Source organism: Corynebacterium sp. HMSC05E07, from assembly GCF_001807225.1.
Classification (GTDB): domain Bacteria; phylum Actinomycetota; class Actinomycetes; order Mycobacteriales; family Mycobacteriaceae; genus Corynebacterium; species Corynebacterium singulare.
In genome coordinates this window covers 62,773-81,792 of record NZ_KV788240.1, presented here as the reverse complement: position 1 = coordinate 81,792, position 19,020 = coordinate 62,773, and the positions used below count along the sequence as shown (strand labels likewise).

Sequence of the window (19,020 nt, the reverse complement as noted above, 5' to 3'; positions counted from 1 at the left end):
CCTACCGTCTGAATCCTAAATTATGGGCCGTGCCCCACTAGTTTTATGCTGAGGCTAACTTCTGGACGATGAGAGTGTTGAGAGATACGCCCTCTCGTTCGGCTTCGATGGTGAGGTTTCGGTGTAGCGATTGAGGGATGCGAAGGTTGAACTTCCCTGAAAAGCTGCGCTGGCCAAACGGCTCTGGGGCTTGCTCATTGTTGCGGTGCATATCTTCTAGCGCTTCCTCGACGACACTGCGCAGCTCGGATTCTGCGGTGGCTGCAGAGGCGTCGAGCCATGACAGGGAAGGGAACTCTAGAACGGTGGCAACGAATTCTCCGTCTTCTTCGGACCAGGCGGTTTGGTAGGTGTACTTGTCTGCGGGGTTCATGAAGTGCTCCTAATTGAGGCGGTCGATGGCATCTAGGACTTGGCGGACTTGAAAAGGCTTGGCTTTTCCGTGGCGCCCTTCCTGGATGTTTACTCGGGGGTCGCCCTGCCATGGGGTTTTGTAAACGATGTGTGACGTGCCTCTTCGTTTTCGGCCGGCGCTTTCTTGGCGTTCGAAGTAGAAATCGCACACAAGCTGCAGTTCTGAGAAGTGGACGTTATTTCGTGACGTCCGCATCTTCGTGAGGATCTTTTGTATCTTGGATACCACACTTGAATGGTACCGAAAATAGTACCACTACTGGTTGGGGTAAACCATGGGGCAGCCCTGAGCCTTCCACGCATCCGTGCCGCCGTCGACATTGATGACGTCCCAGCCCTTCGCGTGTTCAAGGTACTGGCACACCTGCATACTGCGGCCGCCCAGGTGGCAGATGACGTAGATGTCTCGGTCCGGGTCAATCTCATCGAGGCGCTCGACCAGCTCTCCCATGGGGATGTGGGTCGCGCCTTGAGCGTGTTCGGTGTTCCATTCGTGGTCCTCGCGGACGTCGATAAGCTGGGCGTTCTCTGGTACTTCAGTGGGTTGTACATTCTGCATGTGCCCCAGCTTACGTTGCTGCGGTTGCCGGGTTCTCTGGGGCAGTTTATGGTGAGCAGCAATGGGGGAGGGGCTTTTCATCGGAGGGGATTACATGGAGAAAATTGTTGGCCGTGCCGGGGCGCTAGCGGCGGCCAAGGGGGAGGCAATAAAAATCACGCGGGGGCTCTACCTGCCAAGCGAGCCAACGCCGGTGGAATTGGCCAAGGTAGTCAGTGAACACTGGCCGGACTGCGCACTCGATGGTTACTCCGCGGCGATGATTTTTCTCGGGCGAAAACCAGGATTTCCGTTGCAGCTCATCCGGGAGAAAGGTTTAGAAGATACTCGCTACTACCGGTGCCGTCGCGCGCGGCCGAAGGGCGTCTTTCCATACGACGGCATCAACGTATGCAATCCGCTGCAGGCGGTGGAAGCTATGGAAGAGAAGCACGGGGTGATGTTTCTGGAGGAGTATCTTGCCGGCGGCGATGCGGAAGGGCGGCTAAAGCTACTGGCTATGGACTTTCGGCGGTTCCCACAGCACACCCGGCGCGTGTTGGACAAGGCTGTGATCGGTGCGGATAGCGTTCCAGAGCGGGCACTTACCCGCGCGTTGGAGCCCTATTTCGTGGTTCGCAATAACGTTAAAATCGGGCCGTATCGGTGGGACTTGTTCTTGGAGAAACATCGCATTGCCATCGAGGTTGATGGCTACGCCTATCACAGAGGAGAAAACCGCCGCCAATTCGAGCTTGACCGCCAGAAACTCAATGACGTTGTCCATCGTGGGTATACCCCTCTGCATTTCACTGCGACCACGATCGAGCACCATCTGGACAAGGTGGTAGAGCAGGTGCGCGGGGTGGCGCGAGGGACTAGACCGTATCTGGACCCGCCGTGGATGTGGCACCGGATGTTCGTGTGAGGAGTCACTGTCGTTCACGGTAAATAGTGACGAAAAATTGCGAGTTTTTGTGGCTTATTTACCGTGAGCGTAACGCGGAAGTCCGGCGGCGGTTCTCGTGCGGTGCTTGGGGCAGAATTTCAGGGGAGGGCAAACACAGGCCTCAGCGGTGCGCTGAGAGGTACTCCAGGATGGCCTTGACGCGGCGGTTGTCCTCGCTGGGATCTAAACGGAGCTTGGTGAAGATGTTGGACACGTGCTTGGCCACTGCGGCAGAAGAAAGGACGAGCTCGGCGGCGATGTCTTTGTTGGATTTGCCGCGGGACATTAACTCGAGGACCTCGCGCTCGCGCGGGGTGAGCTCGCCCAGGCCGCTGCGCCCGGAGCTCATGAGAGCCTGCGCCACGGTGGGGTCGATGACGGTGCCACCCTGGGCAACGACCTCCAGGCTGGCCAGGAAGTCGCGCACCTCGGAGACACGGTCTTTCAGAAGGTAGCCGGTGCCGGCCTCGGGGGAGTCGAAGAGCTCCACCGCGTATGCAGGGGCCACGTACTGGGAGAGCACCATGACGGGCAGGCCCGGGTACGCGTTTCTCAAGTTCACGGCGGCTTTCAAGCCATCATCGCCCATTCCCGGTGGCATGCGTACGTCGGTGATGACGATGTCCGGAAGGTCCTCGCGGAGTTGGTCCACCACCGCCTCGAGCGAAGGGGCAGAATCAGCCTGGCCGACGATTAAATGCCCGCGGCGTTCCAAAAGGCCGGCGAGGCCCTCGCGCAGAATGGCGGAGTCATCCGCCACGATGATTCTTAAACTCATGCTTGAACTCCTGGTTGTCCGCGGTCGAGAAGAAGGGGGATAGAGCCGGCTAGTCTCGTTGGCCCGCCCGGGGGAGAAGAAAGGGTCATCTCCCCACCGAAGGCAGCGAGGCGCTCGGCCATTCCCGCCAGACCATGCCCCGGCACCACCCGCGCACCGCCGGGGCCCTCATCCACCACAGTGATCTTTAGGGACGCATCCGCGGTCACTAAAACGGAGACCGGCGCGCCGGGTGCATATTTCGCCGCATTGGTGAGCGCTTCCGTGCCGAAGAAGTAGCCGCAGGCTAGCACCGAGGCGGAAAGCTCGGGCAGCGGGTGCGGGGCGAAGACGCTGACGTGGGGGCCGTGGGAAGAGGCGGCGTCGGCAAGCGCGGCCACCAAACCGTGATCCTGCAGCACCTGGGGGTGGATACCATGCACCGTGGCGCGCAGGGAGTGCAGGCCGCGGTCCACGTCCTGCTTGGCGGCGGTGAGGAGCTCAGCGAGGGGCTCGTGGGCATCAAGCAGTGCCTCGCCCAGCTTCATGCTGGCTGCCACAAGGTACTGCTGGGCACCATCGTGCAAGTCGCGCTCGATGCGGGCGCGCTCCACCTCGTAGGCGTCCGCGATGACGCGGCGCGAGGCTGTGAGCTGCGCAATCTTCTCTGCCTGCTGCTGCTCGTTCGTGGTGGTCTGGGGTTTTCTTCGGAACACGCCTCACAGCATATCGGGCGGTGGCCGCGCGAGGGGTAGTGCTGGCACTACCTTAAAAAGCAACGCTAGGACTGTTCTGAACGCGGGCTCGAGACGGTGAAATGAGAGGCATGGCACAAACACTTTCCCTGACAGACATCACCAAGGATTTCGGCGGCGGCCCGGTGCTCGCTGGAATCTCCCTCGACATCGCGCCGGGCGAGCTCGTGGCCGTCATGGGGCCGTCCGGCTCCGGCAAGTCCACGCTGCTGCACTGCATGTCCGGCGTGCTCACCCCCACGCACGGCAGCGTGCGCTACGGGGATGAGGAGCTCTCCGCGCTTGGCGACGGCCCCCGCTCCCGCCTCCGCCTTCGCAACTTCGGCTTCGTCTTCCAAGATGGCCAGCTCCTGCCGGAGCTGAGCAACGTGGACAACGTGGCGCTGCCCGCAATGCTCAACGGTATGGGGCGGAGTGCCGCCCGCAAGCGAGCACTGGAGCTGCTGGACCAACTGGGCCTGGGCGATTTGGCGGACCGCCGCCCGGCGCAGGTTTCCGGTGGTCAAGCGCAGCGCGTGACCATCGCGCGTGCGCTGGTGGCGAATCCGGGCGTGGTCTTCGCCGATGAGCCCACCGGTGCCCTGGACCAGTCCACCGGTCATGAGGTGATGCAGATGCTGACCACCATCGTGCGCCAGTCGGGTGCCAGCCTGGTCATGGTCACGCACGACCCGAAGGTGGCCGACTGGATGCAGCGCCGCGTGGAGATTCGCGATGGCATCATCCACGACGACCGCCGCCTTGGGGTGATTCGATGAACACCGCAACCTTGGTCTTTGACCTGCAGCGCGAATCGATACGCGCGCGCTCCGGTACTGGAATTGTCTCGGTGCTGGCGATTGTGAGCCTGACCATTGGTTCCGCCATTGCCTTCCTCGTTGCGGGTGGCACCTGGATGTTCTGGGAGCGCGCCCAGCACGTCGAGGAGGCTGCGCCGGCTTTGAAGGAGGCGTTTGGTAACGAGATGGAAGGCTTCCTCTACCCGTGGTTCGCCTTAGCCTTGTTGGCCTGCGTGTTCATCCTTCCCGCGCTGTTTAACCTCACAGCCCAGGCAGCCGTGCTCGGTGCTTCCGGCAGGGAGCAGCGCCTGGCCACCTTACGCCTATTGGGGCTGAGCGCCCGCCAGGTGGAGCGCATGGCCATTGTGGAGACCGGACTGCAGGCGCTGGTTGGCATCGTGCTCGGCGGGCTCATCAGCTTGCTGGTTGCGCCGGTCTTTACCCGGCTGGACTTTCAGATGCGTCCCATCGCTTTGTCTGAGCTCCTGCTTCCCTGGTGGGGCTACCTGGCCGTGGCCGGCGTGCTTTTCCTGCTGGCCATCGGCGCAGCACTGGCCGGCATGCGCCGGGTGCGTGTGAGCCCGCTGGGTGTGGCCAAGCGTCAGATGCCTGCTGCCTATCGCTGGTGGCGCGCCATCGTATTCCTCATCATCGTGGCAATTGGTGGTGCGTTCCTTTCCGGCAAGGGGGGCTCACTCACCGCGATGGTCATCGTGGTCATGTTTGGCATGGTGATGAGCATCAACCTCATCTCTCCTTTCATTCTGCAGCTCGGCGCGCACATCATGTCGCTTTTCCCAGGCACCGCGCACTTTGTGGCCTGCCACCGCGTGGCCGGCAATGCCCGCCCAGCGTGGCGGCGGAGTGCTGCCATCGGTTTCTTCGGTTACCTCACGGGTTTCCTTGTTGCCGCCCCGCTGGGCTCCGACGCCTTGGCTGCGGTTCTCAAGGAAGACCCTGGCATGAACGTGGTGTTCAAGGACATATCCACCGGCGTGCTGCTGACTCTCATCTTTGGCTTCACGCTGACCAGCATGTCCATCATCCTGGGCCAGGTCTCCGGCATCTTCGAAGACAAGGAGCTCATCCGCTCATTAGACCTGATGGGCGTGCCGCGCGGATTCCAGTTCCGCTCCGGGGCCCTGACGGTGATGGGCCCGGTAGTGGGCCTGAGCTTCTTCGGTTTCCTGTTCGGCGGTGGGATCGCCTCGCTGATGTTCTTCTCCAGCGTCGATCAAAGTGATGTCGACGTTCCCGGCCGCTTGCTCATGTCCTTCGCCTTCTTAGTAGTGGGCTGGCTGGTCACGCTTCTCGCCATTGTCATTGTTGAACCTTTGCGCGGCTACGTGCTGCGGACTGGAGGTAGAAAAGAATGAAAACCGTACTGAAAATCTTCGGCGGTCTCTGTGCTGTGGCTGTGGTTGTGGTGCTGGCGGCCATGTATTTCTTCGGACCCTCGTACGGCGGGGCGCTGTTCAGCAAACCCGTCTTCCTCTTCAATGCCAGCGAAAAGCGCATCAACACCGCGATGGTGGACACCGCAGCTTTCACCGGCATTTACGGCGACAGCGAAGAATTCCAGAAAGCCCGCGAGGCCTTTGAGGAGGACCCCACGAACCCGGATCTCCTCGATGCCGCCATTGACGCTGCCGGCGGCAAACACTCCAAGGTCTTTAGCGCCGAAGAGGAAAAGGCCATTGAGAAGACCGACCCCTCCGTTGACTACGACGACGGCGTCCTGCGCGCCACCGTTCCGTCCATCGGCCGGCACGATGACGGCCAGGCTTACGCGGATACCCTGGCCACAGGGTTGACCGCGCACCCGGAGACGTGTGCCGCCGTGGTGGACCTGCGCGGCAACGATGGCGGCGACATGGGGCCGATGTATGCGGGCTTGAGCCCCCTGCTGCCGGATGGCCCGGCTTTGTCCTTCGTCTCCCGCATGGGCACGACGGATGTCACCATCGACGGCAACTCCGTCACCGGTGGCGGCACACCCACCACCACGTCCGGCGGCAAGCTCGAGGTCCCCGTCGCAGTGCTCACCGACGGTGTCACCGCCTCCTCCGCAGAAGCGACCCTCCTGGCCTTCCGCGGCCTGGACAACGTGCGTACCTTTGGCGAACCGACGGCCGGATACGCCTCCGCCAACACCGTCATTGATTACCCGGATGGCCGCTCCCTCATGCTCACCACGGCCAAGGACAAGGCCCGCACCGGCGAAGAATTCGCCGAGGACCCCATTGCTCCCGACGCGCCAGAGTCTGAGCTCGACGGCTGGCTGGCCACTCACTGCGGCTCCTAAGCACGGTGCGGCTAGCTAGCCCACCGCTCGCGCTCCCAGCGCCAGTAGTGGTGCCACCTCCACGGCGGCTCCACGAACTCGCCCCGTCCGCGCACCACCGCGAGTACCTGCCGGACAGCGACCTCGCGGTGGTGCTCGATCGTGGCGGCGGTGAAATGTAAGGGCTGGTAGCCGCGCTGGACGGCATCGTTAAGCTTCTGGCGGTCAATCTCGAAGCGCTGCCGATTCTCGCCCTTGTGGTAGGCGTATCCGTCCACCTCGATGGCCACCTTGTACTCCTCTAGCACCAGATCCCAACGATAAGGCCCAATCTTGATGTTGTTGCGCACCTTAACGTGCGGCTCGAGGGCCCGGGTGAGGTCGCGCTCCGGCTTACTATCCGCTCCGACGATGGCCTTCTCCAACACCTCACGCGTGTGCTGGGGCAGGCGGCGAAAATCCAGCTGCTCGGTTTCAATGCGCGAGGGCCCATGCGCTCCAGCAAAGAACGCCTCAATAAAGGCCACTGCATCCCCGTGGTCCATGGTCTCAATGATTTGCAGCGGGCTGCACACATTCACCCCGTCCATGCTGCCGAGTGCTTTCGGGCGCGCCCGGCGGCTGCGAAAATACGTGCTTGATGGGAGAGTGGAGCCGCGAATGAACTCGAGCGGGAATTGAAGGGGCTGGTCTAGGTACCGGCGCGCGGCGGAGTATCCATCAAGTGCTAAGTCAGGCCATTCGCGTGACATGATTTGCGCTAGCTGAAGCGGTGTGGGCTCCTGCGAAAGATAAAAGCCATTGGCAATCTTGATGGCGCCTTTGCGCCGAGCCTCGCGGGAGACATCGCGCCCCCGAAAAATCTCGATCATTGTTCCCCCGGAACGAAAAAGGTACGTTTTCGCAAATAGTGGTGAAAAACTGGTAGGTTTTCAGCCTCTATTTACCAAAACGTACCTGACTGTGCCGCCGCTGGCGCGCGGAAGCGGTGGCTTACTTGAAGCGGGCCTTGGCCTCTTCGAAGATCTTCTCTGCCTCAGCCTTGTCGCCCCAGCCGGAGCCGGTAACTTCCTTGTTCGGCTCCAGGTCCTTGTAGCGGGTGAAGAAGTGCTCGATCTCGTCCTTGATGTGCTGCTCCACATCGGTGATGTCCTGGTAGCGCTCCCAGCGCGGGTCATCAACAACCGCGAGGAGCTTGTCATCGCCGCCGGCCTCATCGGTCATCTTGAACACGCCGACGATGCGAGCCTCAACCACGACACCCGGGAAGACCGGCTCCGGGAGAATGACCAGTGCGTCGAGCGGGTCGCCGTCTTCGCCCAGGGTGTGGTCGATGAAGCCGTAGTCAGCCGGGTAGGCCATCGGGGTGAACAGGTAGCGGTCGAGGTGGACCTTGCCGGTCTCGTGGTCGATCTCGTACTTGTTGCGGGAGCCCTTGGGGATCTCGATGGTTACTTCAACGCTCACGGCTGATTCCTCCATAACGTATAGGTTGATATGTGCTCCGCTTAGTCTACCGCGCTAGTGTAAAGGGCGATGAAAGCGAAGCATGTCTGGTGGAGTACTGCGGCCCTCGTCACGGCGGGAGCCGTTGCGGCGACGGCCGCGTTGGGTGTGAAAATTCAGCGCACCTACGATCACTTGGACCACGGCGAGCCCTATGTGCAGGCAGCGCCTGAGACCCTGGTGCAGCCGGTCGAGGCAGGGGAGCTCGACACCGCGGCGCTGAAGAAGCGCCTCGATGAGCTGGGCAAGAACAAGGACCTGGCAACCTTCGGTGCCCAGGTCATCGATACCGAAACCCATGAAGTGGTGTGGGAGCGCGAGCCGGCTAAGCCGCTGACCCCGGCCTCCGCGACCAAGGTGCTGACCGTTGCCGCTGCTACGCTTGCTCTCGACGAGGACAAGCGCATCACCACCGAAGTTCTTAAAGGAGAGAAGGACGGCGAGGTGGTCATCAAGGCCGCCGGCGATGTCTGGCTCACGGAGGAGCGCCTGGATGACCTGGCGGAGCAGATTAAGCAGAAGATGGGAACCGTCTCCCGCGTCTCCATCGATACCTCCGCCTGGGCTGGCGCCGACCAAGCCCCCGGCTGGGATGATGACAACATCGACGGCGGCTATGTCGCTCCCATCCAGCCTGCCATGCTCTATGGCGGCCGCATCGAGGAGAAGACCGGCGATGTCCCGCGCTCTCACGAGCCGGCCCTCGACGTCGCCCGTGCACTCGCCGCAAGATTGGGCACCGACAAAGCAGACATCGCGGCTGTTCCTGCCGGGGCGGAGGTCATCGCCAGCAGCGACTCTGAACCTTTAGCCCTGCGCGCCCAGCAAGCAATCAAGGATTCGGACAACGTGATGGCGGAAGCCATCGCCCGTGAACTCGCCAGCCACGAGCGTGCCGAAGCCAGCTTCGAGGGCGCGGCGAAAACCACGCTTGACGTGCTCGAACACAATGGCATTGACGTCAGTGGAGTTGTCCTGAAGGATGGTTCCGGCCTCTCGCGCGATAATCGCATCCCGGCCGGCGTGCTGGCCCACATTCTGGACAAGGCCGTAGCCGCCGAGGAGCTGCGCCCGCTGTTGGGCTACCTCCCGCTGGCGGGCGGCGAAGGAACCCTCTACCAGCGCTATCCCGAGTCACCTGCGCGCGGCTTCGTGCGTGCGAAGACCGGCACCCTGACCGAGACGTCTGCCCTCGCCGGCACGGCGCAAGGCCAGTCGGGCCACGTCTACGCTTTTGCTTTCCTCGTCAACGATGGTGAGGTCATGTCCGCTCGCCAAGCCCAAGACGCTCTGGCCGCCGCCCTCCATGATTTCTAACGAACCTTTCTGGCCCAGGCAGAGCCCCAACTTCTTGGCCTGCCGCGTCGCAGTCCGCTCTGTCGTGGGCGCGCGCCCACGACGGCTGGCCGTGGGGCTGTCCGGAGGGGCCGATTCCCTGGCGCTCACCGCAGCACTCGTTGCCGAAGGCCACGACGTCACCGCCCTCTGCGTTGACCACGGCCTGCAGGAGGGCTCAGCCGAGCAGGCGCGCCGGGCAGCCGACCAGGCCCAGGCCTGGGGAGCGGGGGCGGAGGTGATTCGGGTGGACGTCGACAAGCACGGCTCTGTTGAGGCTGCCGCCCGCACCGCGCGGTACCGTGCCTTCGCGCCGTGGGGTGAAGTCGCCGTGGCGCACACCGCCGATGACCAGGCCGAAACTCTGCTCCTGGGGGCCCTCCGTGGGAAGGTGTCGGGGATGCTCGAGCGTGCTGTGGTGGAGGGCGCGCACGTTCTGCGTCCGCTGCTGACCGTGCGTCGCGCCCACACCGAGGCCGCCTGCGCGGAGCTGAACGTTGAGCCCTGGCAGGACCCGCACAACGTGGACCCCACCTTTCGCCGCGTGGCACTGCGCCGAGACATTCTTCCGCGCCTGGCGGACATCGTCGGTGGTGACCCCATCCCGGCCCTGGCCCAGGCCGCCCAGGACGCCGCGCTTGACGATGCCTCCCTTCTCACCCCACCCACCAACTCCTGCGTCGAACTGGCCGCGATGCCGGAGCCTAAGCGCCGCCGAGCGATTGCCGCATGGCTGCGCGAGCAGGGCATAGAGGTCACCCGCGAGGCCATTCGCGGCGTGGATAACCTGTGCACGCAGTGGCATGGACAAGGCGGTGTTGCGGTGAGCGCCGCCGCCGGCCACGAGGGTAGGGGAGAAAAGGTGGGCACAAGGTTGGAAGTCTTTCGCGTTGGTGGCACACTGTCACTATTGCCTCGGTCATCAAAGGAGCGCTCACGTGCACGACAATCATGATTCAGCCGTCCCGGCTCACCCGTACGGAGAGGACATCGAGAACGTCCTCGTCGCCGAAGACTCCCTCCAGGAACGCATCCAGGAGATGGCGGATCGCGTCTCCGAAAAGTACAGCAACGCTGAGGATGACCTCATCCTCGTGTGTGTGCTCAAAGGTGCGGTATTCTTCCTTACTGACTTCGCCCGCAAGCTGACTATCCCCTCCCAGCTGGAGTTTATGGCCGTGTCTTCCTACGGCAATTCGGCCTCGTCCTCCGGAGTGGTGCGGATCCTCAAGGACCTGGACCGCGACATTGAGGGGCGCGACGTGGTGATTGTGGAGGACATCATCGACTCCGGCCTGACTCTGTCTTGGCTCATCCGCAACCTGCGAGGCCGCCAGCCGCGTTCTCTGGAAGTGGTGACGCTGCTGCGCAAGCCAGAGGTTGTGAAGGCAGAGCTCGATCTCTTTGATGTTGGCTTCGACATCCCCAACGAGTTCGTTGTGGGCTATGGTCTGGATTTTGCTGAGCGCTACCGCGACCTGCCTTATGTGGGCACGCTGCGTCCGGCGGTCTACAGCAACGATTAAGTCCTTTTTCTTGTCCGGCGTTCCAGCCGCAACTGTGCAAGGTAGTTAATGAAAAACAAGAACATCATCCGCTATGGCTCCATCGCGGGCCTCGTCCTCATCCTGCTGTACGCGTTCACGTTCTTTACCAATGACGCCCGCAGCTTCAAACAGGTGGACACCTCGGTGGCCATGGCGCAGCTGACGGAGAAGAACGTCGAGGAAGCGCAAATCGATGACCGCGAGCAGCAGCTGCGTCTCAAGCTCAAGAAACCGGTAACGGTGGAAGAGCAGGAGGGCATCGAGGAGGTCATTGCCAAGTATCCGGCTCGCGCCTCCGAGCAGGTCTTCAACGCGGTGAAGGATTCCGGCGCGGAGAAGTACGAGACGAAGGTCACGCAAGATTCCTTCATCGGTTCGATGGTCAGCTTCCTGCTGCCGATGCTGCTGCTCTTCGCGCTGTTGTTCTGGATGATGTCCCGCATGCAGCAGGGCGCTGGCGGGATGTTCGGTATCGGCGGCTCCAAGGCCAAGGAGCTGACCAAGGATATGCCCACCAACACCTTCGCTGATGTTGCCGGTGCCGATGAGGCCGTGGATGAGCTGCAGGAAATCAAGGACTTCCTCGATGATCCGGAGCGCTATCACGCGCTTGGCGCCAAGATTCCGCGCGGTGTGCTGCTCTACGGCCCTCCGGGTACTGGTAAGACTTTGCTGGCTCGCGCCGTCGCGGGTGAGGCGGGCGTGCCTTTCTACTCCATCTCCGGTTCAGACTTCGTGGAGATGTTTGTTGGTGTGGGCGCCTCCCGCGTGCGTGACCTGTTCAAGCAGGCCAAGGAGAACAGCCCCTGCATTATCTTCGTCGATGAGATTGACGCCGTGGGCCGCCAGCGTGGCTCCGGCACAGGCGGTGGCCACGACGAGCGCGAGCAGACCCTGAACCAGCTGCTCGTGGAGATGGACGGCTTCGGTGACCGCGAGGGCGTCATTCTTATTGCCGCCACCAACCGCCCGGACATCCTGGACCCGGCACTCCTGCGCCCAGGCCGCTTCGACCGCCAAATCCCGGTGACCAACCCGGACCTGGCCGGCCGCGAGCAGATCCTGCGCGTGCATGCGAAGGACAAGCCGCTGGCCAAGGAAGTGGACGTGGCGCAGCTGGCCAAGCGCACTGCCGGCATGTCCGGCGCGGACCTGGCTAACGTGCTCAATGAGGCTGCCCTGCTCACCGCGCGTATCGGCGGCAACGTCATTACCTATGATGCGCTGGAGGAGGCCACCGACCGCGTCGTGGGCGGCCCGCGCCGCCAGGGCAAGATCATCTCCGAGCACGAGAAGAAGGTCACCGCCTATCACGAGGGCGGCCACACCTTGGCCGCGTGGGCGCTCAAGGATATTGAGCGCGTGTACAAGGTCACTATCCTGGCCCGCGGCCGCACCGGTGGCCACGCCATGACCTCGCAGGAAGATGACAAGGGCATGTACACCCGCGATGAGCTGTTCTCCCGCCTCGTCTTCGCCATGGGCGGCCGCGCGGCCGAGGAGCTCGTCTTCGGCGCGCCGACCACCGGTGCCTCTTCCGATATCGAGCACGCAACCAAGATTGCGCGTTCTATGCTGACGGAGTACGGCTTCTCCCCGGACCTGGGCACCGTCAAGTACGGCCAGGAGCAAGGCGATCCGTTCAGCCACTTGGGTGGTGGCGGGTCCATCGATTACTCCGATGCCGTGGCTGCCAAGATTGATGAGCAGATGGCCTACCTCCTCGACAGTGCGCACCGTCAGGCCTATGACATCTTGGCCGCGAACCGCGACTATCTGGACACGTTGGCTGAGATGCTCCTGGAGAAGGAGACTCTGCGCCGTCCGGACCTCGAGGGCATCTTCGAGGGCATTGAGCCGCGCGAGGCCTTTGAGGTCTTCCCGAACGAGGACGAGCGCTTCCCGCGCCAGGCCGGCCGTGAGCCGGTGAAGACTCCGGTGGAGTTGGCCAAGGAGCGCGGTGAGGAGCTTCCGAAGCGCATGACGCTTCTCGACGCCTCCCGTGCCGCCCGCGAGCGCCGCCTCGCCGCCCAGGAGAACGGTCAGCCCGCTCCAAACTCCACCTCGGAGGAAATTGGTTTCAGCTTTGGCCAGCATGCCGGTGACGTTGTGGACCCAGAGAAGGGCAACACCTTCTTCGGCGACCCTGACAGCGCTGCTAGCTCCCACACTGTAACCGCCTCCGGCAGCGCAGCTCACCCTGAGACCGAGACTGTCACGGACCCAGCCGGCCGCGAGCAGGAGGTCCCTGAGGAGGAGCTCCGTGAGCAGCGCCGCGAGCACGCTGAGGCCTCCGGAAGCTCCCAGAGTGGCTTCAGCAACGACGAGACCCGTGTCATCCCGCGCGTGACGAAAGGCACCGAGCCGCGTCAGCCGCAGGCCGAGCCTGTGCGCCGCGGACGCCACGCCAAGCCCGAAGCCCAGGCAGGCCAGGCAGGCCAGGAAGCCCAGGCAGGTCAGGCTGACAAGAACACAAGCGGCTGGGACGCTTCCGGTTGGGGAGCACCCGGCTGGGGCGAGCAGGAACACCGCAACAACCCGTACAAGGACGGTCGGAACAATGAGCGATAACATCCCAGCCACGCGCGACTTCGACCACGAGCGTGCCGAAGCGGCCGTGCGTGAACTGCTCATCGCCGTGGGCGAGGACCCTGACCGCGAGGGTCTGCGGGAGACCCCGGGCCGAGTGGCCCGCGCCTACGCGGAGGTCTTTGCAGGTCTGCACGAGGACCCCACAGAGGTTCTCCACAAGACCTTCGCGGAGGAGCACCAGGAGCTGGTTCTCGTGCGCGATATCCCTATTTACTCCACGTGCGAGCACCACCTCGTGCCCTTCTACGGCAAGGCACACATTGGTTATATTCCGGGCCCAGACGGCCACGTCACCGGCCTGTCCAAGCTGGCCCGCCTGGCGGACATGTACGCCAAGCGCCCGCAGGTCCAGGAGCGCCTCACCAGCCAGATCGCAGATGCCCTCGTGGAGGTGCTCCACGCCCAGTCCGTCATCGTGGTTATCGAGTGCGAGCACCTGTGCATGGCCATGCGTGGTATTCGGAAGCCGGGTGCGACCACGACGACGTCCGCGGTCCGCGGCGGATTCAAGAAGAACGCAGCCTCCCGCGCGGAGGTCATGAGCCTGATCAGGAGTTAACCCGCAATGGCAGTCAGTAACCTCACTGTCCCCGGCCGCACGGTGGTCATGGGAATCCTCAACGTCACGGAGGATTCCTTCTCTGACGGCGGGCGTTGGATCAACGTCGACGATGCCTTAAACCATGCTCACCACCTTGTGGCGTCGGGGGCGGACATGATCGATGTTGGTGGCGAGTCCACCCGCCCAGGCGCGGTGCGCGTGGCTGCTGAGGAGGAGGAGCGTCGCGTGGTTCCCGTCATCAAGGCGCTGCACGAGGAGGGGATTAGGACCTCGGTGGATACGATGCGGGCGTCGGTAGCCGCGGCGGCAGCCGAGGCCGGCGTGGACATGATCAACGACGTCTCCGGCGGTGCTGCTGACCCTGACATGTACCGCACCATGGCAGATACGGGCCTGCCGGTCTGCCTCATGCACTGGCGTACTGTCCAGTTCGGCAGTGCGGCCGGCGTGGCGGACCATGGCGGGGATGTCGTGCGTGATGTGCACGAGTCCTTGGCCGCGCTTGCCGACGCCGCCCTCACCGCCGGCGTCAGCCACGACAACATCGTCGTCGACCCGGGGCTTGGTTTTGCCAAGTCTCCGCAGGATAACTGGGCGCTGCTCAAGGCACTGCCAGAGTTCCTGCAGGGTGAGTTCCCGCTGCTCGTGGGCGCGTCCCGCAAGCGTTTCCTCGCCGCTATTAGGGAGGACCGCGGCGCTGAGTCCAGCCCGCTCCTGGCAGACCCCGCCACCGCAGCCGTCACCGCCATCTCCGCGCAGATGGGCGCCTGGGGCGTGCGCGTGCACGAGGTGGATGTCTCGCGTGATGCTGTGGACGTGGCCGCCGCGTGGAACGCGGGCGCGGCCTATGCCGGTGGCGCGCATGCCTCCGGCAGCTACGCCAACGGTGCCGATGGTGGCACCGTGGTGTCGACATCCTTGGGGAGGGTCTAAACATGGCGGACCGCATCGAGCTCACCGGGTTGGAATGCTTTGGCTACCACGGCGTCTTCGAGGAAGAAAAGAAGACCGGGCAGCCCTTCATCGTGGACGTGACCTGCTGGCTGGACACCGCGGGCATCGAGGACGACCTGAACCGCACGGTGAATTACGCCGAGCTTGCCGACGTCACCGCACGCATCGTCGAAGGCCCTTCCCGTGATCTCATCGAGACCGTGGCGGCCGAAGTCGCCGAGACCGCGATGCAGCGTTTCGAGATTCTGCATGCCATCGAGGTGACCATCCACAAGCCGAAGGCACCCATCCCGCGCAATTTTGCGGATGTGGCTGTGGTGGCACGCCGTTCCCGGAAACGGATGGCCGGCTAATGCGCGCGGTCCTGTCCATCGGCTCCAACATGGAGGATCGCCGCGCGCTCCTCCAGACTGTCTTCGACGAGTTTGCTGATGAGACCGTCGCCGCCTCTCCGGTCTATGCCACCCCACCGTGGGGAGTGACAGACCAGGGAGATTTCCTCAACGCGGTGCTCATTGTGGACGTGGACTGCACTCCGCTTGAACTGCTGCGCCGCGGGCAGAAGTTAGAGGAGGCAGCCGAGCGCGTGCGTGTGCGGCGCTGGGGGCCGCGCACGTTGGACGTGGACATCGTGCAGATTGACGGCGTGACCTCCGATGATCCGGAGCTCACCCTCCCACACCCTTATGCCCACGAGCGGGCCTTTGTGCTCGTGCCGTGGCTGGCTGCGGATCCCGATGCGGCGCTCGATGGCACCCCCGTGCGTGAACTCGTGGCTAGCTTGGACAGCGATGAGGTGGCCGCGGTGAGGGAACTGGGGGAGTGATGAAGAGGACGTCGATAAGCGCGCTCATCGGCACGGCCCTGTTTGTGGCCGCCGCAGCCGCCATCCTCACCACCCGCTTTTATGGCTCCATGCTGGCGATCCCGGCAACCGTCTCGATTTCCCTGTGGGCCATGGCGCTGGTGTGCGTGCTATTGACCCTCAAGGTACGCAGCGCCAAGGACGATGAGCACGGCATCGGACTGGATAACTCGCAGCTTAACCCCATGACCATTGCGCAGTTCCTGCTCGTGGGCAAAGCCTCCGCGTGGACCGGCGCGATTGTGGGCGGAGCCTACGCGGGAATGGCGGTCTATGTGGTGCCGCGCGCCGGCGAGCTCGTTGCGGCGGCCGGTGACCTGGCTGGGGTGGTGAGCTCTGCATTGGGTGGTGCGGCGATGTGCGTTGCCGGAGTGGTGTTGGAGCGACACTGCGAGGTGCCACCTCCAACTGACGGTGCACAGGCGGTAAGTTAGTGGGCATGACGAGCCCGCAGCATTCCCCCGAGCCCCCGCACGAGCCGGCCCCGGATAATCGCCCGACGTCCCAGTTTTCTGCGCAGCCGGACTCTCAGCCGCCCACGCCGGCGACGTCATCCCAGACCGAATCGAAGACGGATGTTGGGTCGATTGGTCTTATCATCCTGGTCATCCTTGCGGTCATTGCCAGCCTGATCATGCTGATTTCGGGTTCGGCGAATGCTCTGAAGATCGCCTTGCTTGCCTCTCTCTGGGCGGCAGTCGTGGGCTTCTTCCTCGTGGTGCGCTACCGCCGCCAGGCCCAGGAGGCCACGGAGCTTCTGGCGGTCGAGCGCGCCCATACCGCCTCCACGCTGACAGCCTCTGGTTCTGCCACCGCTGATAACAGCGAGGTTCTCGCAGAAATCCGCTCTGAGCTCGAAGCCATCCGCACCCAGATTGAGGAGATCTCAGGCCGCGAGTGGGTCTACGAGCCCGCAGCCCTGTATGCGGAGGCTCGCCGCATACAGGAGTTGGAGCGCAAGGCTGGTGGCGCCGGTGTAGACGAGCGCGGCGATGCACCTCAGGTGAACTTCACACAGAAGTCTGGCGGCGCGCCGTCTGCCGACGCCGTCGCGGGCCGCCTCGGTTCCCAGCCCACCCACCCAGTGAGCAACCCGCTGGACAACCTGCTGGCGGATAACGCGCGAAGCAATGCTCAGCAGCCTGCTCCGAAGCCAGCCGCGAAGCCCGCTCCGAAACCCACTCCGAAGCCAGCCGAGCAGCCTGCCGCGAAGCCGGCCGGCCAGCAGGACACCCGCCCGGCCCCGTCTTCCTTCGGTGCACCGCACCCCTCTCAGGGGCGTCCCCCGGCTTTCCGTCCCGTGGGCGAGCCGCAGCCGAAACCGCAACCGAAACCGCAGGCTGCCCCGCACTCGCAGCCCAAGGCCGACAAGCCACAGGCGCGTACCGAGCAGAAGCCGCCGCAGCAGCCCCAGCCGAAATCACAGCCCAAGCCCCAGCCGAATGCGGCACCTCAGCCACAGCAGAAGGCACCGGAGTTCAAGACCGATAGCTTCCAGGCTGTGCGCTGGAACCAGGGTGCCGCAGGTACACAGCACATCAAGGAGGATGCGGGCCTCGCACAACAGCACCACCGTCATCGCAAGCCGGAGGTAGAGACCACGCAGCAGGGTCAGCTGGCGGAATCGAGCAGCCGCGGCCGCCGCCGCAGTGATGAGAAGCGGGAAGGCGCGGTTTCGGTGGCTGAGCTCATGGCGCGCAGCAAGCGCCGTGAGGAGCAGCAGAACACGGGCGACAAGAAGTAGATGCAGGCACCACGTATGCGCGTGGCGGTGTGGGGTAGCTCCCGGGCCGGCATCAACTTTGCCCACCGTCTGGAGATGGCTGGCCACACCATCGAATACCTTGAGAACCCCGCCGAGCTGGGCCGCTTCGATGCGCTGATTCTTGCCGCGACGGCGCGGGACCTGGAGGCGGCTGTGGGGGACGTCGAAAAGCACGTGCGTCCCAAGCAAATCGTCATCCACACCTCACTGCTCGCCGGGGTGGAAGCCCTCGACGAGCTGGAAACGCGCGGGTGCCTGACGATTGCCGCAGCTCCCCTGGGCGACTCCTACGCGGTGGGCACTCTCGATGAGGTGGCAGAAACCGTCATTGGGCTGCTGCTCTCGGAGATTCATCAGACTTCAGAAACGGTGCCTGAGGCGCAACGAGCTGAGCGAGCCGCGCGGCTGTACTACGCTGAAATGCTCGGTGCGCTCTGTGCCTGGGCATCGATTAAGGCGAAGGTCATCGAAGACTTCGGGCATAGCGCCTTTGATCTTGATGCCGGCGACATCATTGCGGCCTATCCCGCCGCCGTGGAACTCGGTATGGCGCGCAACTACCGTGACGTTGCCCGCATGGTGGGCGAGCAGGAGAAGATTGAAGAACTGGAACTGTGGGCACTAGGAAAGGAAGCGCCGTGGCAGAACAACTCCTAGTGGAGGATATCGAGCGCATCCGCATGGTCGGCAGCGCCTACCGCAAGACGGGCAAGCGCGTGGTGCTCGTGCCTTTGGGGCGCGACATCCATGCCGGGCACCTGGCACTCGTACAGGCAGCGCAGCGCGTGCGCGGCGGCGTCGTGGTCGTGGCCGTGGACCCAGAAGCGGACATCTCTGCCCTTGACGACGTTGATGTGGTCTGGCGCTATGGCGAGCAGAACCAGCGCACGCGGGTGCTTGCACCCGACCACGGCATGGAAGACGTCAGTGCGGAGCTGACCCGGATTGTGGCGCTGACCTGTGCTTTGGGTCCCAGTGATGTGTTCATGGGGGAGAAAGACTACGGGCTGCTCGTGGCCACCCAGCAGGCTTTTACGGACCTTAACATCGGCGCGCGCGTGCAGGGGGTGCCGCCGGTACGCATGCCGGATGGAGTGGTGATGAGCCTGCGCAACGCTGACGTGGCACCCGAAGCACGCGAGCAAGCCAGCGCCTTGTCAGCGGCACTCACCGCCGGTGCCTACGCGGCGGAGTCCGGGGCCGAGGAAGTTGTCCGCGTGGCCCACGAGGTGCTCACCGCCGCCGGCGTGGAGCCCGAGTACGTGGAGCTGCGCGGACGAGACCTGGGTGAGGCACCTGCAGAGGGCGATGCCCGCCTCTTTATTGCCGCCACCGTTGGTGGTGTGCGGCTCATCGATAACGCGGGCGTGCCGTTGGGGATTGGGTTCCGCAATCTGGAGCAGCGCGGATAAAAACCT

Annotated in this window: 22 protein-coding genes; 16 read left to right on the top strand and 6 right to left on the bottom strand. The window is 63.7% G+C overall.

Annotated features, from left to right (window positions below; genetic code table 11):
• Positions 1–43: 43 nt before the first annotated feature.
• Positions 44–373: a type II toxin-antitoxin system HicB family antitoxin gene (locus HMPREF3149_RS07780; RefSeq protein ID WP_042532393.1), complete on the bottom strand. Its 330-nt coding sequence runs from the start codon at positions 371–373 to the stop codon at positions 44–46.
• A gap of 297 nt (positions 374–670) precedes the next feature.
• The gene (locus HMPREF3149_RS07775) at positions 671–973 is read right to left on the bottom strand and encodes a rhodanese-like domain-containing protein (protein ID WP_070537356.1); all 303 of its coding nucleotides are present in this window, start codon (positions 971–973) and stop codon (positions 671–673) included.
• Between the two features lie 94 nt (positions 974–1,067).
• On the opposite strand from HMPREF3149_RS07775, the gene HMPREF3149_RS07770 reads away from it, so the two are divergent.
• Positions 1,068–1,880, top strand: a complete 813-nt coding sequence (locus HMPREF3149_RS07770) for an endonuclease domain-containing protein (RefSeq protein WP_070537389.1) — start codon at positions 1,068–1,070, stop codon at positions 1,878–1,880.
• Between the two features lie 142 nt (positions 1,881–2,022).
• On the opposite strand, the gene HMPREF3149_RS07765 is transcribed toward HMPREF3149_RS07770, so the two are convergent.
• Together HMPREF3149_RS07765 and HMPREF3149_RS07760 are read right to left on the bottom strand one after the other, a co-directional pair.
• Positions 2,023–2,679 carry a LuxR C-terminal-related transcriptional regulator gene (locus HMPREF3149_RS07765; RefSeq protein WP_070537355.1) on the bottom strand — a complete coding sequence of 219 codons (657 nt, stop codon included), beginning with the start codon at positions 2,677–2,679 and terminating at the stop codon, positions 2,023–2,025.
• Positions 2,676–3,374 carry a sensor histidine kinase gene (locus tag HMPREF3149_RS07760; RefSeq protein ID WP_070537354.1) on the bottom strand — a complete coding sequence of 233 codons (699 nt, stop codon included), beginning with the start codon at positions 3,372–3,374 and terminating at the stop codon, positions 2,676–2,678. Before HMPREF3149_RS07760 ends, HMPREF3149_RS07765 begins: the two co-directional genes overlap by 4 nt.
• A 110-nt stretch (positions 3,375–3,484) precedes the next feature.
• On the opposite strand from HMPREF3149_RS07760, the gene HMPREF3149_RS07755 reads away from it, so the two are divergent.
• From HMPREF3149_RS07755 to HMPREF3149_RS07745, 3 genes are read left to right on the top strand one after another with little or no spacing between them, the layout of a single operon-like run.
• Positions 3,485–4,171 (top strand): ABC transporter ATP-binding protein, encoded by a 687-nt coding sequence (locus tag HMPREF3149_RS07755; protein ID WP_070537353.1) that lies wholly within the window; start codon positions 3,485–3,487, stop codon positions 4,169–4,171.
• Positions 4,168–5,568, top strand: coding sequence for an FtsX-like permease family protein (locus tag HMPREF3149_RS07750; RefSeq protein ID WP_070537352.1), 1,401 nt, complete (start codon positions 4,168–4,170; stop codon positions 5,566–5,568). Before HMPREF3149_RS07755 ends, HMPREF3149_RS07750 begins: the two co-directional genes overlap by 4 nt.
• Complete coding sequence (locus HMPREF3149_RS07745; protein ID WP_070537351.1) at positions 5,565–6,497, top strand: S41 family peptidase; 933 nt, start codon at positions 5,565–5,567, stop codon at positions 6,495–6,497. The genes HMPREF3149_RS07750 and HMPREF3149_RS07745 overlap by 4 nt, the downstream gene beginning before the upstream one ends.
• Before the next feature lie 11 nt (positions 6,498–6,508).
• Here the strand turns inward: HMPREF3149_RS07745 and HMPREF3149_RS07740 are convergent, their stop codons facing one another.
• Both HMPREF3149_RS07740 and HMPREF3149_RS07735 read right to left on the bottom strand, forming a co-directional pair.
• On the bottom strand, positions 6,509–7,348 hold the full coding sequence (locus tag HMPREF3149_RS07740; RefSeq protein ID WP_246819965.1) for an endonuclease domain-containing protein: 840 nt from the start codon (positions 7,346–7,348) through the stop codon (positions 6,509–6,511).
• A 121-nt stretch (positions 7,349–7,469) separates the two neighbouring features.
• Complete coding sequence (locus tag HMPREF3149_RS07735; RefSeq protein ID WP_042532375.1) at positions 7,470–7,943, bottom strand: inorganic diphosphatase; 474 nt, start codon at positions 7,941–7,943, stop codon at positions 7,470–7,472.
• A gap of 69 nt (positions 7,944–8,012) precedes the next feature.
• On the opposite strand from HMPREF3149_RS07735, the gene dacB reads away from it, so the two are divergent.
• From dacB to HMPREF3149_RS07675, 12 genes are read left to right on the top strand one after another with little or no spacing between them, the layout of a single operon-like run.
• The gene (dacB, locus tag HMPREF3149_RS07730) at positions 8,013–9,299 is read left to right on the top strand and encodes a D-alanyl-D-alanine carboxypeptidase/D-alanyl-D-alanine endopeptidase (RefSeq protein ID WP_070537350.1); all 1,287 of its coding nucleotides are present in this window, start codon (positions 8,013–8,015) and stop codon (positions 9,297–9,299) included.
• Positions 9,289–10,272, top strand: a complete 984-nt coding sequence (gene tilS, locus HMPREF3149_RS07725) for a tRNA lysidine(34) synthetase TilS (RefSeq protein ID WP_070537349.1) — start codon at positions 9,289–9,291, stop codon at positions 10,270–10,272. Before dacB ends, tilS begins: the two co-directional genes overlap by 11 nt.
• Positions 10,256–10,843, top strand: coding sequence for a hypoxanthine phosphoribosyltransferase (gene hpt, locus HMPREF3149_RS07720; protein ID WP_042532369.1), 588 nt, complete (start codon positions 10,256–10,258; stop codon positions 10,841–10,843). Before tilS ends, hpt begins: the two co-directional genes overlap by 17 nt.
• Positions 10,844–10,891: 48 nt before the next feature.
• On the top strand, positions 10,892–13,435 hold the full coding sequence (gene ftsH / locus HMPREF3149_RS07715; RefSeq protein WP_070537348.1) for an ATP-dependent zinc metalloprotease FtsH: 2,544 nt from the start codon (positions 10,892–10,894) through the stop codon (positions 13,433–13,435).
• Positions 13,425–14,015, top strand: coding sequence for a GTP cyclohydrolase I FolE (gene folE / locus HMPREF3149_RS07710; protein ID WP_042532365.1), 591 nt, complete (start codon positions 13,425–13,427; stop codon positions 14,013–14,015). Before ftsH ends, folE begins: the two co-directional genes overlap by 11 nt.
• 6 nt (positions 14,016–14,021) lie before the next feature.
• On the top strand, positions 14,022–14,951 hold the full coding sequence (folP, locus tag HMPREF3149_RS07705) for a dihydropteroate synthase (protein WP_070537347.1): 930 nt from the start codon (positions 14,022–14,024) through the stop codon (positions 14,949–14,951).
• 2 nt (positions 14,952–14,953) lie between these two features.
• Entirely contained in the window at positions 14,954–15,325 is a 372-nt protein-coding gene (folB, locus tag HMPREF3149_RS07700; protein ID WP_070537346.1) for a dihydroneopterin aldolase, read from the top strand.
• Positions 15,325–15,798, top strand: a complete 474-nt coding sequence (gene folK, locus HMPREF3149_RS07695; RefSeq protein WP_042532359.1) for a 2-amino-4-hydroxy-6-hydroxymethyldihydropteridine diphosphokinase — start codon at positions 15,325–15,327, stop codon at positions 15,796–15,798. Before folB ends, folK begins: the two co-directional genes overlap by 1 nt.
• The gene (locus tag HMPREF3149_RS07690) at positions 15,798–16,271 is read left to right on the top strand and encodes a DUF3180 domain-containing protein (RefSeq protein WP_070537345.1); all 474 of its coding nucleotides are present in this window, start codon (positions 15,798–15,800) and stop codon (positions 16,269–16,271) included. Before folK ends, HMPREF3149_RS07690 begins: the two co-directional genes overlap by 1 nt.
• A gap of 5 nt (positions 16,272–16,276) precedes the next feature.
• Positions 16,277–17,581 carry a DUF6779 domain-containing protein gene (locus HMPREF3149_RS07685; RefSeq protein ID WP_070537387.1) on the top strand — a complete coding sequence of 435 codons (1,305 nt, stop codon included), beginning with the start codon at positions 16,277–16,279 and terminating at the stop codon, positions 17,579–17,581.
• A complete protein-coding gene (locus tag HMPREF3149_RS07680) occupies positions 17,582–18,259 on the top strand; it encodes a Rossmann-fold NAD(P)-binding domain-containing protein (RefSeq protein WP_083280807.1) in 678 nt (225 codons plus the stop codon). It begins immediately after the preceding gene.
• A complete protein-coding gene (locus HMPREF3149_RS07675; RefSeq protein ID WP_256366433.1) occupies positions 18,241–19,014 on the top strand; it encodes a pantoate--beta-alanine ligase in 774 nt (257 codons plus the stop codon). Before HMPREF3149_RS07680 ends, HMPREF3149_RS07675 begins: the two co-directional genes overlap by 19 nt.
• Positions 19,015–19,020 lie beyond the last annotated feature (6 nt).